Source organism: Streptomyces sp. Rer75 (assembly GCF_013414305.1).
GTDB classification, from domain to species: Bacteria; Actinomycetota; Actinomycetes; order Streptomycetales; family Streptomycetaceae; genus Streptomyces; species Streptomyces himastatinicus.
Genome location: NZ_CP058693.1, coordinates 6,004,298 through 6,025,384, shown reverse-complemented (window position 1 = coordinate 6,025,384; position 21,087 = coordinate 6,004,298). Strand labels below are relative to the sequence as shown.

At 72.9% G+C, this 21,087-nt stretch carries 17 protein-coding genes; 3 read left to right on the top strand and 14 right to left on the bottom strand.

The features are described from left to right. Window positions 1–351: 351 nt before the first annotated feature. On the top strand, window positions 352–1,035 hold the full coding sequence (locus HYQ63_RS25955) for a histone-like nucleoid-structuring protein Lsr2 (protein WP_179936325.1): 684 nt from the start codon (window positions 352–354) through the stop codon (window positions 1,033–1,035). On the opposite strand, the gene HYQ63_RS25950 is transcribed toward HYQ63_RS25955, so the two are convergent. Beyond that, window positions 1,005–2,006 (bottom strand): YafY family protein, encoded by a 1,002-nt coding sequence (locus HYQ63_RS25950; RefSeq protein WP_179936324.1) that lies wholly within the window; start codon window positions 2,004–2,006, stop codon window positions 1,005–1,007. The two genes, HYQ63_RS25955 and HYQ63_RS25950, sit on opposite strands and share 31 nt — an antisense overlap. A gap of 97 nt (window positions 2,007–2,103) precedes the next feature. Between HYQ63_RS25950 and HYQ63_RS25945 the strand changes: the two genes are divergently transcribed. Next, complete coding sequence (locus tag HYQ63_RS25945; RefSeq protein ID WP_179936323.1) at window positions 2,104–2,487, top strand: VOC family protein; 384 nt, start codon at window positions 2,104–2,106, stop codon at window positions 2,485–2,487. A gap of 573 nt (window positions 2,488–3,060) precedes the next feature. On the opposite strand, the gene HYQ63_RS25940 is transcribed toward HYQ63_RS25945, so the two are convergent. From HYQ63_RS25940 to HYQ63_RS44890, 13 genes are all read right to left on the bottom strand, one after another. Next, window positions 3,061–4,668, bottom strand: a complete 1,608-nt coding sequence (locus HYQ63_RS25940; RefSeq protein WP_179936322.1) for a zinc ribbon domain-containing protein — start codon at window positions 4,666–4,668, stop codon at window positions 3,061–3,063. Next, window positions 4,665–5,237 carry a phage tail protein gene (locus HYQ63_RS25935; protein ID WP_179936321.1) on the bottom strand — a complete coding sequence of 191 codons (573 nt, stop codon included), beginning with the start codon at window positions 5,235–5,237 and terminating at the stop codon, window positions 4,665–4,667. Before HYQ63_RS25935 ends, HYQ63_RS25940 begins: the two co-directional genes overlap by 4 nt. Further along, window positions 5,234–7,201 carry a putative baseplate assembly protein gene (locus HYQ63_RS25930; RefSeq protein ID WP_179936320.1) on the bottom strand — a complete coding sequence of 656 codons (1,968 nt, stop codon included), beginning with the start codon at window positions 7,199–7,201 and terminating at the stop codon, window positions 5,234–5,236. Before HYQ63_RS25930 ends, HYQ63_RS25935 begins: the two co-directional genes overlap by 4 nt. Beyond that, window positions 7,201–7,695 carry a GPW/gp25 family protein gene (locus tag HYQ63_RS25925; RefSeq protein WP_179936319.1) on the bottom strand — a complete coding sequence of 165 codons (495 nt, stop codon included), beginning with the start codon at window positions 7,693–7,695 and terminating at the stop codon, window positions 7,201–7,203. Before HYQ63_RS25925 ends, HYQ63_RS25930 begins: the two co-directional genes overlap by 1 nt. Then, window positions 7,695–9,599, bottom strand: a complete 1,905-nt coding sequence (locus HYQ63_RS25920; RefSeq protein ID WP_179936318.1) for a VgrG-related protein — start codon at window positions 9,597–9,599, stop codon at window positions 7,695–7,697. Before HYQ63_RS25920 ends, HYQ63_RS25925 begins: the two co-directional genes overlap by 1 nt. Next, entirely contained in the window at window positions 9,599–10,375 is a 777-nt protein-coding gene (locus HYQ63_RS25915) for a LysM peptidoglycan-binding domain-containing protein (RefSeq protein ID WP_123106462.1), read from the bottom strand. The genes HYQ63_RS25920 and HYQ63_RS25915 overlap by 1 nt, the downstream gene beginning before the upstream one ends. Then, on the bottom strand, window positions 10,376–10,813 hold the full coding sequence (locus HYQ63_RS25910) for a phage tail protein (RefSeq protein ID WP_179936317.1): 438 nt from the start codon (window positions 10,811–10,813) through the stop codon (window positions 10,376–10,378). Between the two features lie 53 nt (window positions 10,814–10,866). Next, entirely contained in the window at window positions 10,867–11,220 is a 354-nt protein-coding gene (locus HYQ63_RS25905; RefSeq protein ID WP_179936316.1) for a hypothetical protein, read from the bottom strand. A gap of 3,525 nt (window positions 11,221–14,745) precedes the next feature. Beyond that, window positions 14,746–14,901 carry a DUF6760 family protein gene (locus HYQ63_RS25900; RefSeq protein WP_179936315.1) on the bottom strand — a complete coding sequence of 52 codons (156 nt, stop codon included), beginning with the start codon at window positions 14,899–14,901 and terminating at the stop codon, window positions 14,746–14,748. Next, window positions 14,898–15,374, bottom strand: a complete 477-nt coding sequence (locus HYQ63_RS25895; protein WP_179936314.1) for a hypothetical protein — start codon at window positions 15,372–15,374, stop codon at window positions 14,898–14,900. The genes HYQ63_RS25900 and HYQ63_RS25895 overlap by 4 nt, the downstream gene beginning before the upstream one ends. After that, a complete protein-coding gene (locus HYQ63_RS25890) occupies window positions 15,374–15,817 on the bottom strand; it encodes a phage tail protein (RefSeq protein ID WP_123100677.1) in 444 nt (147 codons plus the stop codon). Before HYQ63_RS25890 ends, HYQ63_RS25895 begins: the two co-directional genes overlap by 1 nt. A 108-nt stretch (window positions 15,818–15,925) precedes the next feature. Next, complete coding sequence (locus tag HYQ63_RS25885) at window positions 15,926–17,524, bottom strand: phage tail sheath subtilisin-like domain-containing protein (RefSeq protein ID WP_179936313.1); 1,599 nt, start codon at window positions 17,522–17,524, stop codon at window positions 15,926–15,928. Window positions 17,525–17,731: 207 nt separating this feature from the next. After that, window positions 17,732–19,426 (bottom strand): PE-PGRS family protein, encoded by a 1,695-nt coding sequence (locus HYQ63_RS44890; RefSeq protein WP_257232119.1) that lies wholly within the window; start codon window positions 19,424–19,426, stop codon window positions 17,732–17,734. Window positions 19,427–19,651: 225 nt separating this feature from the next. Between HYQ63_RS44890 and HYQ63_RS25875 the strand changes: the two genes are divergently transcribed. After that, a complete protein-coding gene (locus tag HYQ63_RS25875; RefSeq protein WP_179936312.1) occupies window positions 19,652–21,079 on the top strand; it encodes an RICIN domain-containing protein in 1,428 nt (475 codons plus the stop codon). Window positions 21,080–21,087: the final 8 nt, after the last annotated feature.

Sequence of the window (21,087 nt, the reverse complement as noted above, 5' to 3'; positions counted from 1 at the left end):
GCGTTGGCGGGGTGGTCGGGGTGGGGATCAGAATCGGGGGGATGATCGAGAACGTGAACTCCCTCGCCCTGGCGTCCTCGTCCCCGAGCCGGACGAGGAAGGCGCAGTGGCGCAGCTTCGCCCCATCGTCGACGGCCGTGACCTCGTGACCGAGGGCTTCGACCGGGGTCCGGCGGCGGGCCCCCTGCGGTGCTGCGGTGCGCTCTGTATGACCGTACGGCGGGACGGCGATCACGTGGTGTGGGACGGCTGGCACCCGCGGGCCGCCGCGGACGTCTGTGGCGGCTCGCGTGAGAGCGCGGAGCGGCTTGGTTATCCCTGGCCGCAGAGGCCGCAGAGGAGGAAGAGGCGGTGAACGCCATCGACGCACTCGTCCAGCTGTGTCCGCCGCCGGACGATCCGCCGTGGGCGATTGACTGGGACGCGGTCGAGACCGTCCTCGGAATGCGGCTGCCCGCGGACTACAAGCGGCTCGCCGCCACTTACGGGCCCGGGGATTTCGCCGATTTCATCAGCATCTGCCATCCCCACGGCTACACCGAGTACAGCAACCTCACCGGCCGCATGCCCGGCATCATCCGCGAGTACGTACAGCAGGACTACGACCAGGGCAGGGCGCCTGTCCCCTGTCACCCGCGGCACCTGTTCTCCATGGGTGGTATCGGCAACGGCGAAAAGCTCTTCTGGATCACCGATCCGCTGGACGCCCCCGACACCTGGCGCATCGCCGGGACCGAGGACCGCGGGCTCCGCTGGTTCACCTTCGACGGCACGCTGACCGAATTCCTCGTCTCGGTTCTGAGCGGCGAGACCGCGGTCCCCGAGGTTCCCGACGGGCTCCTTGAGGAACCGGTGGGGTTCGAGCCTTCCGTCCCCAAGCCCTGGGTCCCCGTCAACGTGAGGAGGACGCCGCCCATCAACACGCAGAGCATCCGGGAGTGGGGGCGGGCCCATGGGTACGACGTGCCCGACCGTGGGCGAGTGCCCGCGGAGGTGCGCGAAGCCTACGATCGGGCCCAGGCCTTTCGGGCGTAGGACGCGAGGCGATCTGCGAAGGCGACGACGAGGGTGCGCAGTTCGTCGGGGTGCTCGATGACGAACGGCCGGTCGAGTGCGGCCAGTACCGGGGGCAGCCAGTCAAGGCGTTCCGCACGTAGCCGAACGCGCAGCCAGCGTTCGGGCGTGCGGTCCTGGCCTGTCGCGGGCTCGAGGTCCTCCAACGTCGCGATGCTTGCGGGGAGGTGGGCGCGGATCTGATCGGCTGTGCCGTGGATCCGCAAGGTCACCTCATGTCGGTACTCGGTCGTGGCGAACCCTGACAACACGCGCTGTGCCGGAGCGGTGTCCACGGGAGGCTCGAAGGAGCCGGGCAGGGTGCGGGCGTCTGCGATGCGGTCGAGGCGGAAGGTTCGGTCCTCGTCGATCCCGGCGTCCTTGCCCGTGACGTACCACCGGCCCGAATGGGCGACGATGCCGTAGGCGTACAGGGTGCGTTCTCTGCGGCGGCCGTCGCCGTCGGTGTATCGCATCGAGACCGGTCGGTGGTGGCGGACCGCGTCGGCGAGGGTGAGCAGGATCCCGGTGTCGGGGGCGGCGAACTCGCCGGGCTGATCGGTGAAGGCGAGCGATTCCAGGAGCGCGTCGAGCCGGCGGGCGACGTGCTGGGGCAATACCCGCCGGATCTTGGCCGATGCCGTCTCGCTCGCCGTGTGCCCCGCCGTCATCAGCCCTGTTCGTCGGCCGGCGACCAGGCCGAGCAGCACGACCAGGGCCTCGTCGTCGCTGAGCATGAGCGGGGGCAAGCGGTACCCGGGAGCGAGTCGGTACCCGCCGTAGCGGCCGCGCACCGACTCCACGGGCACGTCGAGGTCGACCAGGTGGTCCACGTACCGCCGCACGGTGCGCCCGTCGACGCCGAGCCGATCGGCCAGTTCGGCCACCGTCCGCGTACCGCCCGACTGAAGCAGCTCCAGGAGTGTCAGCACGCGGCCGGTGGGACGAGGCATGTTCGCAGCCTAGCGCGCATACCGGGCCGATTCTGTCCCCTATTTCTCCTAGCCTGCGACGCGCAGCAGCTCAGCTCCAGCAGCCAAGGAGAACACCATGGACTTCGTCTCGATCCGCATCATCACCGCCGACGTCGCACGTCTCGTCGAGTTCTACGAGCGCGCCACGGGGGTGCGGGCGATATGGGCCACCGAGGACTTCGCCGAACTCAAGACGCCCCACGCCACCCTTGCGATCGCCAGCACCCGCACCGTCCCGCTGTTCGCCCCGGACTCTGCCCGTCCGGCGGACAACCACAGCGTGATCATCGAATTCCTCGTCGCCGACGTGGACCGCGTGCACCGGAACCTGACCGCCTTCGTCACCGACTTCGTCAACGAGCCCACCACGATGCCCTGGGGTAACCGGTCGCTGCTGTTCCGCGACCCGGACGGCAACCTCGTCAACTTCTTCACCCCCGTCCGGGTCCATTCCTCATGAGGGTGGAGGTTTTCGGGGGGTGAGGGGGGCTGGGGCCAGAGTTGGATGAGGTGTTCTTCGTCTGGCTCGGGGGCTGCCCCCTCTACCCGGCCGTGGATCCTCGCGCGGAACCAGCGGGGGGTGCCGTCGGGGCAGCGGAGCTTCGGTTCGGCGTGGAGGTCGGAGCCCTGTTCGCCGAAGGTCCATACCTCGGCGAGGGCCGTGTGGGGGTCGCGTTCGTCCTCGTCGTCGTCCGGGGCGGGGCCGGTGCGGCCGGGTTCGGCCAGGACGCTGACCTCCCGGATCCAGGACCAGGGCGCGGGGTCCAGGGGTGGGGCGGAGTCGTGCACGCTCGTCGTCAGCGTGATCTCGTCCCATTCGGTGAGGGTGAGGACCGGGTGCTGCTGTAGGTGACGTTCAGGTGGTGCTTGACCCGCGGTGCGGCCTGGGTGGTGTCCGGGGTGGGCGGGGGCCGTGGGGTGCGGCAGTTGGACACAGGGGCCCGTACATCCCGCCCGCCCCGCTCGTCTCGTCCTGCTGCGAGTGATCTTCGAGCGGGACGCGAGCGGGGCGGGGGTGTTCGGCGTACGGGGGTTACGAGCGGCTCGCCTTGGAGGGGCCGAAGAACTCGATCTCGGCGATGGCCACCTGCTTCTTGTTATCGGCTCCGTACGCCGACTGGATCGTGAAGCGGACCGCGGTGACGTTCTGGACGCGGAACGGGCGGCGCTGGAAGCCCGCGCCCTGGTCGAGGTTGAGTTCGCGGACGGTGGTCTTGCCGTCGTCCGTGGTGATCCGGGCCTCGATGCGGTGCGGGAGGGCGGACTTGGTGAGGGTTTGGCCGCGGCCGGACATCCCGGGGGTGATGCCGATGTCCAGCAGGCGTACCGGGTCGCGGAACCGGGCCTCCAGCCACTCTCCCTTGGCGGACTGGGTGACGCCCGGCCCCCACCAGGAGTTGCTGACCACGTCGAACGCCTTGTCCGGGCCGTGCTGGGGGTACGAGCGCGACGCCTTGAAGGAGTCCGGGTTGAGCGGGGCGCGCTTGGCGAAGTGGTCGCGTACGGCGCTCACCGCTTGCGGGGTCTGGAACAGCGCCCAGCCCACCAGCGCCAGCACCGCCGCGAGGACCACCCAGCGCAGGATGCGGCCGATCTGGTAGCGCAGGCGCGGGCGGTCGCCCGCCCAGGGCTGTTCCCGGTTGCGGTAGTCGAAGAGCCGCCGCCACCAGGGGAGGCGGGCCGGGTTCTCCGGGCCCTCAGCCATGGGCATGGCGCAGCGGGCGCAGAAGTGGCGGTCGGGGCGGTTGGCGGTGTGGCACCAGGGGCACGCGACGCCGCCGTGGTTCTCCGGCGCGACCGGGGCGCGCACCTCGGGGCGGGCGGGGGCCGGGCGGCCCGGGAGGACCGGGGCCACGGACGGGGGGCGTTCGGGTTCGCCCTGCGGGTCGGCCACCGGGACGAGGAGGGCGCGGGCCCGGTCCGTGGTGGATTCCGGGTCGGGGGTGCCGGTGCCTCCCGCGGGTGCCGGGGTGGTGGCCCGGGGTACGGGGCGGGTCGGGTCGGCGTCGCCCGCCGGGGTCGTGGGGGCCGTTGACCCCGGCGGCCCGAAGCCCGGCGAGGCGTTCCCGTACGGGGCGGAGCCCTGCGGCGCGGGGCCCTGCGGGGCGGGGCCCTGCGGCGCGGAGCCCTGCGGCGCGGGACCGTGCGGGGCCGGGCCATGCGGGGCCGGGCCCTGCGAGGCGGGCCCGTGCGAGGCGGCCGCGTCGGCTGCCGTCCGGCCCGGCGTGCCGGGGGCGACGGTTGCCGGGTGGTGTGGGCCAGGCGCGCCACCGGCCGGAGCGCCACCGCTCGGAGCACCGCCAGTCGGCGCGCCACCGCCCGCAGCACCACCGCCCGCAGCACCACCGCCCGCAGCACCACCGGCCGGAGCGCCACCGCCCGACGCACCGCCACTCGGCGCACCGCCGCTCGGCGCACCGCCGCTCTGCGCGCCGTGCGACCACGGCTCCTGGGCGGGGCGGTCCTGGCGCGGGTCCGTCGCAGGGGCGGCGGCGCGCGGCGCAGGGGCCCGGTCGGGCAGGACCGCGTTGCAGCCGTCGCAGAAGGACTGCCCCGGCACATACCGCGTACCGCATTCGTCGCAGGTCAGGCTGGTCGGCTCGTCGGTGCCACGGCCGCCGGAGGACTGTCTGGGGGTCATGACTCGGGGGTCCTTTCCGCAGCGGTCACCTGGACCGTGTAGGGGACGTGGGCGGGGCGGGCGGCGGCGACGAGTTCGTCGAGGCGGTGTTCGTCGGCCGGGGTCGGGGACGGGAGGCGCAGGGTGACGTGCAGCCGGGGGCGGGGTGCGCCGGGGAAGGGGCCGCGGGGGCGCGCACTCCACGTGGCGCCGCCGCTTTCGGTGATCTCGGGTTCGACGCCGAAGGCGAGCCGTACCGTCTCGGCCAGGCCGAAGCGGGTGCCGCGGACGCGGTGGAGGTACGCGGCGGCGGCGACCGCGGCGCGCAGCCGGGCCACGCCCTCGGGGTGGTCGTCCTCGATGCCGTCGGTCTCGGCGCCGATCCACCAGCCGAGCCAGCGGGTGAAGTCGGCGGGGGCGAGGGCGGGGCTGAAGTAACTCTCCTGGCAGTCCAGGACGTTGAGGATGGGGGCCAGGACCTCGTCAAGACCGGCGATAAAGCGCTGCGCGAGGTCGTCGTCGGCGAAGACGGCGGGCAGCATCATGCCGAGCGGGGAGGAGGACGCGAGGCCGTCGATGGAGCCCCTCATGTGGCGTCCCCGATCACGCGGACGCGGTGGTCGTAGGAGAAGACCAGGGACGGCGGGTCGAGGTCGATGCGATCGGTGCGGTCGCCGCGCTTGCCGGTCAGCGGGTCGGCGGCGTGCAGCCGTACCTCGTCGACGAGTTCGACCCCGGGGACGCGCTGGAGCACCGCGAAGATCTCGCCCGCCTGGACGGGGCGGCCGAAGGGCCAGCCCTTGCCGTCGGCGCCGCCGGTGAGGGGGTCGAGGTGGCGGTAGAGGGCGTCGTGGGCGTCGCGGCGTACGCGGTCGGCGTCGATGCCGCGGAAGGCGTGCACGGTGGCGACGACGGTGACGCCCTGGTAGTACGGCGGGCCGACGGCCAGCCGGGTGCCGATGAGCCGCCGTTCGTCCAGGTAGCGGGTGATCCGCTGGAGGAGCGCGTCGGCGGGGACGAGCTGTTCGAAGCGGAGCCGCCCGCCGGGGTCGGGGACGGCGCTGGGCACGACGAGGACGCGTACCGCGTAGGAGCCGTACTCCTCCAGCTTGCCCTCGATGCAGGTGATGCGGGCGGTCTCGGGGGCGGCGCGGCGGGCGAGTTCCTCGTAGTCCCGCAGGGTGACGGCGCGGTCCTGGGCGCGCAGCGTGATGGGGGCGCGGGCCTTGGCCTCCTCGACGGTCTCGCCGTCGACCCCGCCCTGTGCGGCCTCGCGGTTGACGACCTCGGCGACGTACGGGACGGAGTCGCGCAGGGTGCGGATGGCGCCGCGTGCGACGTTGCCGGTGCGCCCGCCGCCGGTGCGGTAGCGGCGGGCGCGGATCACGGCGCCCTTGGGCGGGACGGCACCGTACTGGCGCAGGGTGCCGTCGGGTTCGCGGACGGCCGGGCCGAAGGCGATCTCGCCGGTCGCCGCGTCGAGGGTGAGGTGGCGGTCGTACGGGCCGGAGGCGGCGAAGTGCGGGACGACGTCCCAGTCGGTCCAGCCGCCGTCCCCGGCGAAGTCGGCCACCTGGAGGTGGAGCGGGGGCACGTCGCCGACGACGGGGGCGTGGGCGAGCCGCAGCCGCTGGCCGGGCAGCCCGGTGGACTCGCCGAGGGCCTCGTCGTACACCGACTCGGCGTGGACGGCGGGAACGGTGCCGCCCATGGTGAACGCCTCTGCGGAGCGCACGGTGGGCGAGGTGGTGTAGAAGGGCTGGCCGGTCTCGGGCTCGGTGACGCGGCAGCGCAGCCAGCCCGCCTCCTTGCGGCCGGTGCGGGAGAGGATGTGGCCGCCGGGGATGTGGAGGACGACGTCGCCGGGGCGGTTGAGGCCGCCGGTGGTGTCCTGGTCGACCTCGCACACCACCCAGCCCTCGGCGGTCCACGCCTCCCAGACCAGCGGCGGCTGCCGCGGGTCGACGCCGACGCCGTCGACCCGGCTGTCGAGCCGCAGCGCGACGGCGCAGTGCGGGACGGCGGCGCTGAGCCCGAGCAGCATGCAGTCGCCGGGCGCTGGGGATTCGGCGAAGCACAGCAGGTCCGTGCCCTCGATGAGGTCGGTGGTGCGGTCGGTGACCTGCTCCCCGCTGTGCTGCACGGCGAGGTGGCGCAACTCGCAGGGCACGACGGTGAGTTCGCGTTCGGTGGCGAAGACGACGGAGTCCTCGCTGTCGGCGCGCACGGTGGCGGTCTCCGTGCCGACGGGGACGCGAACCGGATCCTCCTGCGGGGCGGACAGCCAGAACGTGACGTCGGTGCGCGCGGCGGACGGCGGGAAGAGGGTGATGCCGACGAGGTCGAGGAAGGCCAGGTGGTTCTTCTCGGGGATCCGGTTGAGCCGGTACACGATCTGGTCGGCCATGTGGGCGACGGTTTCCACCAGGGTGACGCCGGGGTCGGACACGTTGTGGTCGGTCCACTCCGGGGCGCGCCGCTGGATGTAGCGCTTGGCGTCGTCGACGAACTGCTGGAAGCGCCGGTCGTCGAGGTTCGGGGAGGGCAGTGCCATCAGCGTTCGCTTTCGGTGGCCGGTCCGCCGCCGTCGCCGCCGCCGTCGCCGGTGCCGTGGGCGGTGCCGTGGTCGGGGCCGGAGGAGGACGGATCGGAGTCGTCGTGGGAGGGGATGACGTAGAACGGGAAGACGAGGTTGCGCGGGTTGTTGGTGCCGCGGATGACGTAGCGGACGTCGATGTACAGCACCCCCTGGTCGTCGCCCGCGGTCACCTCCACCTCGCGCACCTCGATGCGGGGCTCCCAACGGTCCAGGGTGGTGAACACCTCGTGCTGGATGCGGCCCGCGGTGGCCTCGTTGACCGGCGCGAAGACCAGGTCGTGGATGGCGCAGCCGAACTCCGGGCGCATGGGCCGCTCGCCCGGGGCGGTCGCGAGCACGAGCCGGATGGCCTCCTCGATCTCCCGCTCCCCGCTGACCAGGGCGATGCCCCCGGTCGGGCTGATGCGCATCGGGAAGGACCAGCCGGAGCCGACGAACTGCCCGGCCATCAGACCACCACCGGAATGTGGCTGTTGATCGTGACGAGGCCGGTCAGGGCGACCGAGGTGCCCCCGACGGTGATGGCGCCGGGGGTCATCATCGTGAACGTCGCGGGCAGGACGTTGACCGCCCCGGCCGTCACGCTCAGGGCCCCGGTCTGGATCGAGCCGGATCCGCCCTTGATGTTGAACGCGGCGCCCGCGGTGGCCGACAGGGCGCCGCCCGCCGTGATGTTCAGCGCTCCCCCGGCGTTCAGGTTCATGGTGCCACCCGCCCGCAGGCTCAGATTGCCGCCGGCCTGGACGGACACCGCCCCGGTTCCCTTGATCACGACGGTTCCCTTGCTGTCCACGGTGATCTCGGTCTTGGTGCGGTCCAGGTTGATGGTGAGCCGGTCGTTGCCGGTGCTCAGCCGCACCCCGCGCTTGCCGATCTTCTGGCTGAGCAGGTCCAGCCGGTTGTTCTCCCGGTCGGCGACGGTGTGCCGGGTCGCCTTGCCCTTGAGGGCGTCGTGCAGCGGTACGTCACCGGGCTTCGGCTTGTCCTTGCCGTTGTAGAGGCCGCCGATGACGTACGGATGGTCCAGCGCGCCGCGGTCGAACGCCACCAGCACCTCGTCGTTGACGTCCAGCGGGAAGATGCTGCCGCCGCCCACCCCGGCGGACTGCACGGTGCGGGTCCAGTCGCTCACGTAATCCGGGTCCAGCCAGGGGAACTTCAGCTTCACCCGGCCCTGCTTCAGCGGGTCCTTCACGTTGGTGACGATCGCGTTGGCCACGGACGGCATGCGGGGCGCGGCCGCCTCGCCGCCGGAGGCCAGCCCGTACAGGGACCGCCACTGGCGGCCGCTGACGGTCACCACGGTCGTGTACGGCTTGCTCATCTCGAAGACGTGACGGACGCCGGTCATCGTGTACTTGCCGTCGAAGGGCTTGCCGACGTCCCGCAGCGTCACCGGGATGTCGGCGCGCAGCTTGGGGTTGCCGTGGACGGTCACCTCCATCTCGGCGAAGGCCGACGTCACGTCGTCCGCCAGCGCCTGCGCGGCCCGGCCGACCTCGCCCTGCTGGTCGTACGGGAACGCGGTGTCGACCAGCTTGGTCGCCTTGAACTTCTCCGTGCCCTCACCCGGCTTGGTGCCGTTGGCGAGGGCCGGGTTGCTCTTGGTGGGCGCCTGGGCGGTGAGGGCCTTCTTGCTCTGCACGTTCCAGCCGCGCGCCTGCGCCTGGGGCACCTGGTCGGCCGAGGTGACGGCGGCCCGGCAGCGCATGACGTCCACGCCGCCTTGGAGCACGAACGGGTTCTTGTCGCCGTCGGTGGTCGGCGGGGGCGCCCCGGCGGCGCTCTTGCGGCTGACGAACTGGAACTTCCCGTCCCCGTCCAGGAACATCACCTTCTTGTTGTCCTCGGCGAGCCGGGCGAGGAAGTCCCAGTCGGTGACGTTGTCCTGGGTGATGAAGTCGTAGGTCGTCTTGGTCGGTTCGATGCGGCCCGGCGTGACCCCGCTCTTCCCGATCAGCCGCTTGACGATGTCGGAGGCCCTCATGGCGGTGTATCCGGCCACCCGGCGCTGGCGCAGCATGCGGTGGCCGAGGTCGTAGCCGCGGACGACGGTGAACGCGCCGGTGCTGTCGTAATCCGTCTCCAGCCCGGTGACCTCGCCGGTGAACAGCGGATCCTGCGCCCCCTTGCCGTTGGCGACCGGCGCCAGGACCGCCTTGGTGCCGATTTTGATCTTCGCCAGCCCCAGCACCGCCCGCTTCGGGTCGCGGAAGGTGAGCTGGAACGCGCCCGGCACCCCCGCCCCGAAGTCCACCCAGGCGTCCGCCAGAAGCGGCGCGACGTCGGTGGGGTGCAGCGGGGTGCCGTCCAGCTCGACGTGGATGATGCTGGAGTACGAGATCGGCGGCATCAGGCGGTCACCTCCTCGACGGCGGGCAGGATGAGTTCGGTGCCGGGCGCGAGGCGGGACGGATCGTCGATGCCGTTCGTCTCCGCGATCACCCGCCACACGGTGGCGTCCCCGTACTCCCGCCACGCCAGCGACTGGAGCGAATCGCCCGCCACGAGGCGGTGCACACGGCGCGCGGTGAGCGCGCCGGACGTCGGGTTCTGCCCCTTCGTCTTGCTCGGTATCTCGTGCAGGCTCACCTGGCAGGTGGCCCGGATCGGCACCCCGGTCGTGCCGAACAGGGAGTACGTGACGTCAACGGACTCCACGTACGCGGTGAAGCGGGCGGTGGAGAACGACCCCCACTGGAAGACCACCCACGGGGTGGACGGCTGCTTCGCGGCAAGGCTCGATGCCGTCACCTCGCAGCAGGAGAAGAGCGCCTCGACCTTCTTCAGCACCTCGTTGCTGTCCGGCTGGTCCGAGGAGTCGAGGAAGACGTCGAGGCTCAGCCGGCGCGGCTCGGGCCCCATGAACTCCGGCTGCGCACCGTCCCTCACCGCCGGGCTCGGGGTGGCCTTCCAGTCCGTGCGGCGGCTCATGGTCAGCTGGGCCGGGTTGAAGTCGAAGTCGAAGTTCTTGATCAGCCCGCCGGGTGTGGTGCTCTGCCCGACCGGCGGCTCATGGATCGCGAGCGAGGCGCGGACCAGGCTCTTCCCGGCCCCGCCCTTGCCGCCCTTGCCCCCCTTGCCGCCGGGGTTTCCGCCCTTGCCGCCGCCCTTGCCGTTGGTGGCCATCTACGCCGCCCCCGCATCCGTGAAGCCGTGGTGGGTGATCTCCAGGACCTCCGTGGCGACCGCCGGGCTCGCCGGATCGAGCGACGGCCCCTGCCACCGCACCGGCAACACGTCCAGCAGCCCCCACTGGGCCACCACCGAACCGTCCGCGCGGAGGGCTGCGATCTGCCCGGTGGGGCGGGTGACGCCCGTGGTGATGGACGAGACCCAGGCCGCCACCTTCGCCGTATCGGGCGTGAGGGGGCGGGTCAGCCGGATGCTGGAGAAGGTGACGCGGGACGGCAACTGCCAGACGAAGCCGTTGTTGCCGCCTTCCTGGTGGTGCTCGATCTCCACCTCGGACGACAGACCCTCGCAGCCGTTGAAGTACCCCAGGCTCTCGCCGTCGATGGTGAGGGTGAAGAAGATCGTGGATCCCGGGTCGAGATCACTGGGCATCGCGGGCGGCCTTCCTTCGTACGTCTTTCGTGTGCGGTCTGTCGTTCGGGTCGTTAACGTCGCGGGTCACGCAGCTTGCCGATGCGCTCACGGTCGAGGCGGAACTCCGTTCTCAGCAGCCGGGTCAGCGGGCCGATCAACCGGTGCACCAGCTCGTCGAACTGCCCGTCCGTGAGCGTCCGCGCGTCGAATGCGGCGATCTGGGTGGCGGCGGTGGTGGTGCGCTTGCCTTTGCCGCTGTCCCTGGCCGGGCTGGAGGCCCGTGCCGTACGGGACGCGGGTGGTGGTGCGGGGGCCTCCGGGGGCTGGTGCGGTGGGGTGACGGGCGGTGGGGTCGGGGTTGGGGCCGCCGAGGTCGGGGCCGCTGGGGTCGGGGCGGGCGTTGGGACGGCGTCCCGCCGCTGCACCGGCGGGCTGGTGCGCGCTGCCGTGCTCGACGGCAGAGGGGGGTGCGGGTACGCGGGGCTGTGGGGACGCACCGATGGTTGCGCGGCGGCGGGAGCCCCTTCGGTCGGCCGTCCCCTGCGCGCGGGCCCGCCGCCGGGCCCCGGCCATACGGACGGGACCGGCGGGCGCGGTGACGCGGCGTGGTGCGGCGCGGCGGCGCGCTGCACCGGCGGCCCGGAGGGCGAGGCGAACGAGGGAGCCTGCCGGGACGCCACACCGGGCGCACGGCCCTCAGTCGGCTGCCCCCACGGCACGGACGCCACGGGCGGCTGCGCACCGCCGGGTGAGCCAGCCGCACGCTGAACCGACACGGGCAACTGCCCCGCGCCGGACCCCCCTTCGGTCGGGCGCCCCCTGTGCGCGGGCCCGCCGCCGGGCCCCGGCCATACGGACGGCACCGGCGGGTGCGGCGACGCGGCGCCATGCGGTGCGTCGCCATGCGACGCGGCGGCGCGCTGCACCGGCGAGGCCGCTGCATCGGTCGGCAGCCCCATCCGCGCGGGCCCGCCGCCCGAATCCAACGGCACGGGTGGTTGCGCGCCGCCAGGCGAGGCCACCGCGCGCTGTACCGGCGGGGCGGCGGGCGACGCGGTCAACGGCGCCTGCAAGGACGCGGGCCCCCGCATCCCGGCCGCCCCTGGCGTACTGCCCTCGGTCGGCCACCCCATCGGCGAGGACCGGCTCCCGCGACCCGCCGATACGGACGGGAACGGCGCCTGCGGCGCGACGGCGCGCGACGCGGACGACGAAGCCTGCGGGGAAGCTGCCTCGGGGGCACGGCCCTCCGTCGGCCGCCCCAACGGCACGGACGGCGTCGCGGGCGGCTGCGCACCGCCAGGCGAGGCCACCGCAGGCTGCACCAGCGGGGCGGCGGGCGGCGCGGACGACGAAGCCTGTGGAGACGCCGAGCTGGGCCCCGCCCCGGGCCCCACCGGTGCGGGCCCGCTCCCGGCGCCCGTCGATACGGACGGGACCGGCGGCTGCGGTAACGCGGCGCCGTGCGGCGCGGCAGCGCGCTGCACCGGCGGGGCGGCGGGCGACGCGGACGAGACCGGCGGCGTCGCCGCCGCACCGGACGCCACCTCATGCGTAGGGCCCATCGGCGCGGGCGGCGCAGGCAACTGCCCCACCCCGGGCGCCCCCTGCCCCCGCGTCGCCGCCGCGCCGGGCGTACGGCCCTCGGGCGCGGAGGCGCCTCGCGCCGACCCCTTGGCACCGGGACGTGGAGCGGGCGAGGAGGACGGCAGCGCGGGCTGAGGGTCCGTCCCGACGGCCGACTGTCCCGGCGCTGCCGGGCGGCCGGAAAGGCGGCGCATCGCGCGGCCGATCAACCCGGGCGAGGACGCAGGTCCGGCATCCGCCGCGCGCTGCACCGGCGGGGCGGGCGGGAGACCGCGACCCGTCGTCGAGCCCCGTGGCTGCGGCGCGCTGCCCGTTCCGACGCGGCGCAGCGGCACCGCCGTTGGCGCAGCGCTGCGCTGTACGGCCGTGGCGCCGGGCGAAGGCGTCGTCGGCAACGCAGAGGTCAGCGCCCGCGCCGGTGCCAGGGGAAGCGAGGCCGGGGCCGGGCGGCGTTCAACTTCCGTCCGCTGCACGGCCAATGCGGTCTCCAGGGGTACGGGCGGCGGAAGCGTCGCCTCCTTGGGCCGTACGACCGGCAGGGGCGAACCGGAAGGCGCGACCGCGCGCTGTACGGGCGGCTGCGGTGTCGGCGACGGCGTTGGACCGCCGCCCGCGTCGGTGACCGGCTGTGCCGACGGGGCAGGAGGCGAGGGCAGGGGCGCGCCCAGGCCCGGACGCCGACGGGGCGGAGCGGCACCCGCCGGTTGCCGGGGCCCGGACGGCACACCCGCGATCGGTGCCCCCAGGCCCGTACCCCCGGGGCCGGGCCCGCGCGGCTGGGCCGCGGGCGCGGCAGGCGCCGAACCTGGAGCCGGAGCCGACGGAGGAACGGCCCGCCGTTGGACCGGACGCGTGGCAGGCGTACCAGTCGTCGGCGCGCCCAGGCCCGTACCCCCCGGGCCGGGGCCGCCGGACACGCGCCGCTGCACCGCAGCCGACTGCGCAGGCTCGGCAGGCACCGAAGCGCCCCCACCCGACCCACTCCCCCGCCCCACGTCCGGCGCAAGAGCAGACGCCGGGGCAGACGCCCTCGGAGCCGGGGCCGGAGCAGAATCGGGCGCTGCCGAAGCCGAAGCGGACGGAGCACCGGCCCGCCGCTGAACGGGACGCGCGGCGGGCGGTGTCGACGCGGGCGTGCCAGGCGTCAGCACACCCCCGGCGCCAGGGTCACCGGGACCCCGCCGCTGCATCGCAGACGACTGCGGAAGCTCGGGGGCCGCAGGCTCGGCAGGCTTCGGGGCCGGAGCGGAGTCGGGCGCCGACGGAGGGACGGCACGCCGCTGAACGGGAGGCGCAGCGGGCGATGTCGACGCGGGCGTGCCAGGCGTCAGCACACCCCCCGCGCCAGGGCCACCGGGACCCGGCCGCCGCACCGCAGGCAACTGCGCAGACTCGGCAGACGCCGGGGCCGGAGCAGAGTCCGGCGCCGACGGAGGAACGGCCCGCCGCTGAACCGGGCGCGCAGCGGGCGACGCCGACGCGGGCGTGCCAGGCGTCAGCACACCCCCCGCGCCAGGGCCACCGGGACCCGGCCGCCGCACCGCAGGCAACTGCGGAAGCTCGGGGGCCGTGGGCGCCGCAGGCACTTGAGCGCGCCCGCCCGGCCCACTCCCCCGCGCCGTCTCCGGCGTAGGAGCAGGCGCCGGTTGGGCAGAGGCCGCCGGGCCCGGGGCGGAGCCGGACGCTTCCGGAACGGGCTCCGACGGAGCAACGGCCCGCCGCTGGACGGGACGCGTCGGCGCACCCCGACCCGTGCCCCCAGCCGCAGGCGCCGTTCGCAGGGCGCGGCGCTGTACGGCGGGGGCCGTGGTCAGGGTCGGGGGGCGGGTCGGGGCCGGGGGGACCGGGCGTACCAGGGGGCCCGGCGAACCGCCGGACGACGGGGCCTCCGTGGGCGGCGGCTCCGGGCGGGCCATCGGCAGGGTCAGCGAGGGCGCGCCGAGGTCCGGGGACGGGCTGCCCGACGTTCTGAGGGCGCCCCGGATCAGGCCGCCCGGGGCGCCGTCGAGGACGGCGTGCGACAGCGTCCCGGTGAAGGACGGGTTCTGCCAGGTGGTGAGCGAGCCGCCGAACGCGGGGTCGGCGACGCCGCGCGGGGGCCGAGCGGCGGCCGTGGACTGGATCGGGGGAAGTCCAGCCCACGCGTCCGCCGCCCGGCGGTCTGTACGGTCGCCCGCGGACGCGGCCCCGGAAGCGGACCCGGACGCGGACGGACCGTCCGGCATCCCCACCGCGGATGCCGGACGGGCGTCCGGACGGGCGTCCTCCCCAGGTGCCCGCCCGGACGTCTCCCCGGGCGCGTCGGCGGCAACCCCGCCGCGCGGCGCCCGCGACTGGCCGCGGAGTCTGTCGAGCAGTCCCATCTACCCCTCCGTGGCGCGGGTGACGAGAGAGGCGATCTCCCGCGCGTAGCGCCGCCGGTCGCCGTGTTCGAGGTCCAGGATGTCCTCCAGGCTCCAGTGGAAGTGGTAGGCGATGTACGCGATCTCCTCGTGGAGACGGTCGGTCGCGTACGTCACGATTCCCCCAGGCGGCTCCCGCCGAGCTCCACCTCGAAGGGCTGCTCGCAGTGCGGGCAGGTGACCCCGGCCCGGGTGTGGCCCTCGGCGTTGACCTGCCGGTAGAAGTCCTGGAGGAAGGCGAGGTCGGAGGCGAACATGTTCTCCACCACGCCGTCGTGCACCGAGGTCAGCGCGCCGAGCCGGGTGATGACCCGGCCGAGCAGCACGACCGACAGATAGGCCGGGTTCTCCTGGACGCGGACGTCCCGCAGCGGCACCAGTTCGTCCCGCGCGGTCGCAAGGCGCATGGTGCCGGTGCGGTGCACGGTGCCGGACTCGTCGACGTAGCCGCGCGGCAGCTCGAACTCGAACTCGGTGCGCAGCCGCTGCGGTTCGGGGTCAGGGTCCGGCGCCGGGGCCGGGGCCGCGACGGCCGCCTCGGGCGGTGGGGCGGCTTCCGCTGCCGGCGCGCGGACGGCCGTGCGGCGCATTACTCGATTTCCAGTTCTTCGAAGGTGATGGTGACGGTCTCGGTCAGCGCCGACGCCTCACCGGCCTTGACGGTGCTGGCGTCGATCTTGCTGCACCAGGCGTTGCGCAGGTTGTACCGCTTGACCGGGTTCAGCTCGTAGTCCATCACCATGATCGTGGCGTTCTTGCGGGCCGTCGACATCTGGCCCTTGATGGACTGCTGTATCCACTGGGTGAACGCCGGGGACGGGGTCATGCCGCGCACGACCGTGCACTGACCCGCCTTCTGCACGCCCGGCATCTTGCTGACCTTGGGCTTGCCCTGCGCGGAGACCTGCTGGTACTCGATGACGTCCTGTTCGAAGCTCAGGCCGCTGACCTCCTGGAGGTACTCGACCATGACGCCGTCGATCTGGATGCCGAAATTATGTGAGGTGAAGGAATCACCGGGCTGGAGGCTCATGAACCGCTGTCTGTCCTTCTGCTACTGATGCACCGACTGGACGGAAGAAAGGGGGCGGAAGAGGGGGGCGGAAGGGAGGTGGCGCGCGGTGCGCGCCGCGCGGAACCGCTACTCCTCCAGCTCGCCGCTTCCGCTGGAGAACTGGGCCAGCCGGAAGATCACGAACTCGGCGGGCTTGACGGGCGCGATGCCGATCTCGCAGATGACCCGGCCCAGGTCCACCGACTCCGGCGGGTTGGTCTCCTCGTCGCACTTGACGTAGAAGGCCTGCTCCGGGCTGGAGCCGAACAGGGCGCCGGCGCGCCACTCGTTGACCAGGAACGCGGACACGTTGCGCCGGATGCGGGCCCACAGCTGGTGGTCGTTGGGCTCGAAGACCACCCACTGGGTGCCGATCAGGATCGACTCCTCCAGGTAGTTGAAGTACCGGCGGATGTTGATGTAACGCCAGGCCGGATCGGAGGAGAGGGTGCGGGCGCCCCAGATGCGGATGCCGCGGCCGGGGAACGCGCGGATGCAGTTGACGCCGATCGGGTTGAGCAGGTCCTGCTCGCCGCGGGTGACCTGGTTCTCCAGGTCGACGACGCCGCGGACGACCTCGTTGGCGGGGGCCTTGTGCACGCCGCGCTCGAAGTCGTTGCGCGCCCAGATACCGGCGACGTGACCGCTCGGCGGGACCATGCGGCCCTGGCCGCTGGCCGGGTCGAAGATCTTGATCCAGGGGTAGTAGACGGCCGCGTACTTGGAGTCGTAGCCCGCGGTCTCCTGACGCCAGACCCTGATGTCACGGGCGTTGAGGCCGGGCGGCGGGTCGATGACGGCGACGCGGTCGCCCATCAGCTCGCAGTGGGCGATCAGCCCGAGCTGGACGGCCTTGACCGCCTCCAGGTCGATCGCGCCGCGCTGGTAGGCGGCCATCAGGTCGGGGACGGCGACCATCGAAACCTCGTCGACCGCCTCCAGGCCGCCGAAGCCGGTGCGGTCGGCGGAGTCGCCGAGGTACTCGGCGGGGCCGGGGTGCGCGGCGGACGTCTCGGCCGGGGCGCCCGCGGGCGCGGGGGCCGCGGGGGCGGGACGGGCCAGGGTGACGGTCTGGTTCTCCGGCCGGGCCAGCTGCCCGGCGGGGGCCGCCTCCTGGACGGTGATCAGCTTGGAGCGCTCCTTGACCTGCGTGACCACGTAGGAGCGGTTGCCCTTCTTCGCGCTCACGTCGAAGGTCTCGGCGACCCTGCCGTCGTCCTTGACGATCAGCTTGAACCGCTCGGCGGGGCCCTCGCCCTCCGGGTCCGCCACCTCGACGCTGAGCGCGCCGCCGGGGGTCAGGGCCCGTACGGAGAACGTGCCCAGCTCGGTGGGGGCGCCCGGGGGCAGCTGGGCCGGGGCGGCGGCGGATCCCGCCACGGCGGCCGGGGCGCCGGCGGTTCCGGCCTCCTCCCCGCCGGGCGCACCGCCGATGCGTACGACGTACGCGGCGGAGCCGCCGTTGTTGAAGAACCCGTAGACGGAGTGCGCGAGGTAGTACCCGTCGGTGAACTCGCCGAAAGCGGCGACGTACTGGGACCAGTTGGTCACCAGCGTCGGGGTGTTCAACGGCCCGCTGGGGGCGAGCCCGACGAAGGCGGCCACCGAGGTGCCCACCCCCTCGATCGGGCGGGAGCCGCTGGCGACCTCCTCGACGTAGACGCCCGGCGACAGATACGACGGCATGCGCTGTGCTCCTCGGGGTAAGGGTGAGGAAGAACGTGGGACCTTCACACCCTTGACCGAGTGACGCCGGATCGGATAGGTCCCTCGGGCCCTGACAGGGGGCAGAGCCGGTGCCCGAAGGTATGGGCGGCACCAGGCGGGCAGACCCCTGCCCCGGCCCTGCCATGCCCGGACGGCTCCCGGGCACCCCGTACCGCCGGGGTCAGGTCAGTCGGCCGGCTCGTAGAAGTGCTGCCGCGGGCCCACGAGCTCCTGGTACAGCCTCTGACGCTCGTCGGAGCCGTCCTTGGTCTTGTTCAGCTCGGCGTACCAGCCCTGCTTGATGTCGTCCAGGAACCCGCGCCAGTCTCCGCCTCCCTGCGCCTTCCCCAGCTCCTTGAGGTCCACGTAGCGCTCGTTCTTGGCCGTCCCGCCGGAGCCGATCTTGTCGCGCTTGTGTCCGTGCAGGACCGTCTCGGGGTTGGACGTGGCCTCGGTGGACCGGAAGTCGTGCTTGTAACCGACCGGGCTGGGCTTGTCGGGCCCGACCGTCTCGATGCCGACCAGCAGGGAGCCGTCCTTCTCCTTGGTCGGCGCGGTGAAGACCAGCAGCATGTGCCCGTGCGATCCGGTCGGCAGGACAACATCGCCGTTCCAGTCCTTCGAACCGAAGCCGCCGCCGGGGATGTCCATGCCCAGCATGTCCGGACCGCCCGGCTTGATGCGGTTCCCGACGGAAACGAGGCCCCCGCTCGTCTCCTCGAACTTGCCCCGCTTGCCGTCCTTGTTCTTCTCGATGTCCATGCCGTGCGTGGCGTAGGGCCGCTCCTCGACGAACTGTGCGGGCTTGCCCTTGTCGGTGACACCCAGGAAATCCGTCAGGGACGCGGCCGAGCCCCCTTCGCTCAGCGCCGGGATGCGGATGTTGACCCGGCCGCCGTGCGCGAGGGCCCGGACGACGTCGCCGTCGCTGTAGTCGATGTGCTTCTTCTTCTCCTTGTCGTAGATCTTCAGTCCGTGCTGGAGGACGAGAAGGACATTGGTGAAGACATCACGGGCCTTGTCGGCCTTGTCCTGGTGCTGGGTGACCTGCGCCTTGTTCGCGTCGGCGTGCATGGCATGGGCCGGAATCGCGGCCGGGTGCAGCGTGCGGACGGCGGTCTGCCGGATCTGCTCGTCGCGCTCGTCCTTCAGGGGCTGCTTCTGCTCATCCGTGAGGTTGCTCCCCTGGGTGTTGAAGAAGCGGCCGAGCGTGTAGTCGGGAGTGTCCGGAACGGGCCCGCCGTGGAGATGATTGTTGTAGGCCAGAGTCGCGGTGAGGACTCGCTTGCCCGAGGGGAGCTTCAGCCACTCCTTGTAGTCGCCCTTGGCGGTGTACGCCGTGGCGTCGTCGATGGTGCCGATGCCCACCTTGTCCAGCCACTTGGGGTTGACCGTCGTGAGCGTCGCGATGTCCGCCAAGTCCTGCGCGGTGAACACCTCACCGGCGATCACCCGCCGGTCCAGGGTGCGCCTGAGGCGCATAGTCGTCCCCTCCAGCATCCACTGCTCCGGATACCACGTGCCCGGCGCCCAGGGGTTCGGCTTCAGCTTCCTCACGATGGCGTTACTGTCGATCGACTGACTCAGCCGCTCGATCACCTTCTTGCCCTTGACGTCCTTGTCGTCCTTGGCGGGCTGCTCGGCGGTGGCCGCGCTCGCGCTTCCCTCCCCCGCCCGCTGGACGGTCGCCTGCCCCATCACCCTGCTCGCCGCGAGGTTGCCCACGGAGCGCTGGAGGGCGATCATCTGCCCCGGCGTCATCGGGCCGCCGGGCCCTGCGGGTACGTCCGGTTTCGCCGTGGCGCGGTCCGGTGCGGGGCGGACCGGGGACCTGGACCGGTCGGAGGACTGGTCGTGGTCCGGCTTTCGTACTGCGTGCATCGGCTTCGCCGCCTCCTTGATCCGGTACGTCCGCTCCCTCTGGCTAACACGCTGCGGGGCATGCCGGTAGAGGCGCCGGGGCAGCCGTGAGGGCAGTCCCGGGGGCAGCGGCGGGCACCGGGAGCCGACGGCCGCCCGGCAGGGCAACGCGGCGGTGCCTTCAGGCAACGGAACGTGCCCCCACGCCTGCGACAGCGGGCGGGCACCCGCCATAGCGTCGTTGCGGTGAGCCTTTGGACCTCTCTGGAACCCGCCTCGACCACCGTGGACCCCGGCGGTTCGGCCAGTGTGCGGCTGCGGCTGCGCAACACCGGCGACATCGTCGACGAGTACCGCTTCGTACCCGTCGGCGCCCTGTCCCCGTGGACGGCCGTGGAGCCGCAGACGCTCCGGCTGTATCCCGGGACGACCGGCACGGTGGAGCTGACCTTCGCCCCACCGCGTACACCGGACGCGGCCGCCGGGCCGCACGCGTACGGGGTGCAGATCATCCCGACCGAGCACCCGGAGGCCACCACCGTCCCCGAGGGCAACGTCACCGTCACCCCGTTCAGCGAGGTACGGGCCGAACTCGTGCCGCAGACGGTCAAGGGCCGGTTCCGGGGGCGCCCCAAGCTCGCCGTGGACAACCTCGGCAACGTCAAGCTCACCGCATCCATCAGCGGCAGCGACAACGGCGACCAGCTCTCGTACGACATCCACCCGGCCAACGTCCAGATCGAGCCCGGCCGGGCCGCGTTCATCAAGACCACCCTGAAGCCGCGCGAGACCATCTGGGCCGGGTCGAAGGAGTCCCGGCCCTTCACCCTCTCCGTGCAGCGCTCCGGCGCCGAACCGCTCCCGGTGCAGGGCACCTACGAGCAGCCGGGGCTGATGCCGCGCTGGCTGGGCGTGTTCTTCAGCATGCTCATCGCGCTGACCATCGCCTTCGTCATGATCTGGTTCTCGTACAAGCCGCAGGTGAACACCCGCGCCCAGGACCGGACCGAGGAGGCCGCCGCCTCCTCGGTGCCGACCCCGGCGCCCTCGGCCCCGAGTTCCGCGCCCGCTTCGAAACCGGCGGACGAGCCGACGCAGCAGCCCGGCGGGGACGGCGACGGGAACGGTGCCGGGGGCGGGGGCGGGGCCGACAAGCCCAAGCCGAAGCCGGTCGACCCGTTCGCCCGCGTCCTGCTCCGGAACGGGACCACGCAGAAGTGCGCCGCCCCGAAGGAGCCGGGCGGCAAGGCGGGCGGCAGAGCCGCCCAGTTCCCCTGCGACGGCGGCAACAACGGGCAGCTGTGGGACCTGGAGACGGTGTTCGAGGGCAAGGGGCCGAACAACGCCAACCTGGTCCAGATCCGCAACACCATGGACGGACTCTGCCTGGACCTGCCCGAGACCGGCGCACAGCCCGCCACCTCGCCGATCTCGGAGGCGCCCTGCACCCGCAAGATGGACGACAACCAGCTGTGGTGGGTGGAGAAGCGGCCCAACACCAACGGGCTCCACTGGATCCACAACTACGCCAGCAGCAACCTCTGCCTGGACGTCGCCGGTTACGCCGCCAAGGGCGAGGACAAGGCGGACGGCACCAACCTCACCCTCTTCGACTGCTCGGACGACGACGACCAGACGTGGTTCATCGTCAAGCCGGACGCCCAGCAGCCTTGAGGAAGGCG

Excerpts from the sequence above, each read along its gene's own strand:
- HYQ63_RS25950 (WP_179936324.1), bottom strand. The coding sequence starts at position 2,006 with ATGCCTCGTCCCACCGGCCGCGTGCTGACACTCCTGGAGCTGCTTCAG.
- HYQ63_RS25945 (WP_179936323.1), top strand. The coding sequence starts at position 2,104 with ATGGACTTCGTCTCGATCCGCATCATCACCGCCGACGTCGCACGTCTC.
- HYQ63_RS25940 (WP_179936322.1), bottom strand. The coding sequence starts at position 4,668 with ATGACCCCCAGACAGTCCTCCGGCGGCCGTGGCACCGACGAGCCGACC.
- HYQ63_RS25935 (WP_179936321.1), bottom strand. The coding sequence starts at position 5,237 with ATGAGGGGCTCCATCGACGGCCTCGCGTCCTCCTCCCCGCTCGGCATG.
- HYQ63_RS25930 (WP_179936320.1), bottom strand. The coding sequence starts at position 7,201 with ATGGCACTGCCCTCCCCGAACCTCGACGACCGGCGCTTCCAGCAGTTC.
- HYQ63_RS25925 (WP_179936319.1), bottom strand. The coding sequence starts at position 7,695 with ATGGCCGGGCAGTTCGTCGGCTCCGGCTGGTCCTTCCCGATGCGCATC.
- HYQ63_RS25920 (WP_179936318.1), bottom strand. The coding sequence starts at position 9,599 with ATGCCGCCGATCTCGTACTCCAGCATCATCCACGTCGAGCTGGACGGC.
- HYQ63_RS25915 (WP_123106462.1), bottom strand. The coding sequence starts at position 10,375 with ATGGCCACCAACGGCAAGGGCGGCGGCAAGGGCGGAAACCCCGGCGGC.
- HYQ63_RS25910 (WP_179936317.1), bottom strand. The coding sequence starts at position 10,813 with ATGCCCAGTGATCTCGACCCGGGATCCACGATCTTCTTCACCCTCACC.
- HYQ63_RS25895 (WP_179936314.1), bottom strand. The coding sequence starts at position 15,374 with ATGCGCCGCACGGCCGTCCGCGCGCCGGCAGCGGAAGCCGCCCCACCG.
- HYQ63_RS25890 (WP_123100677.1), bottom strand. The coding sequence starts at position 15,817 with ATGAGCCTCCAGCCCGGTGATTCCTTCACCTCACATAATTTCGGCATC.
- HYQ63_RS25885 (WP_179936313.1), bottom strand. The coding sequence starts at position 17,524 with ATGCCGTCGTATCTGTCGCCGGGCGTCTACGTCGAGGAGGTCGCCAGC.
- HYQ63_RS44890 (WP_257232119.1), bottom strand. The coding sequence starts at position 19,426 with ATGCACGCAGTACGAAAGCCGGACCACGACCAGTCCTCCGACCGGTCC.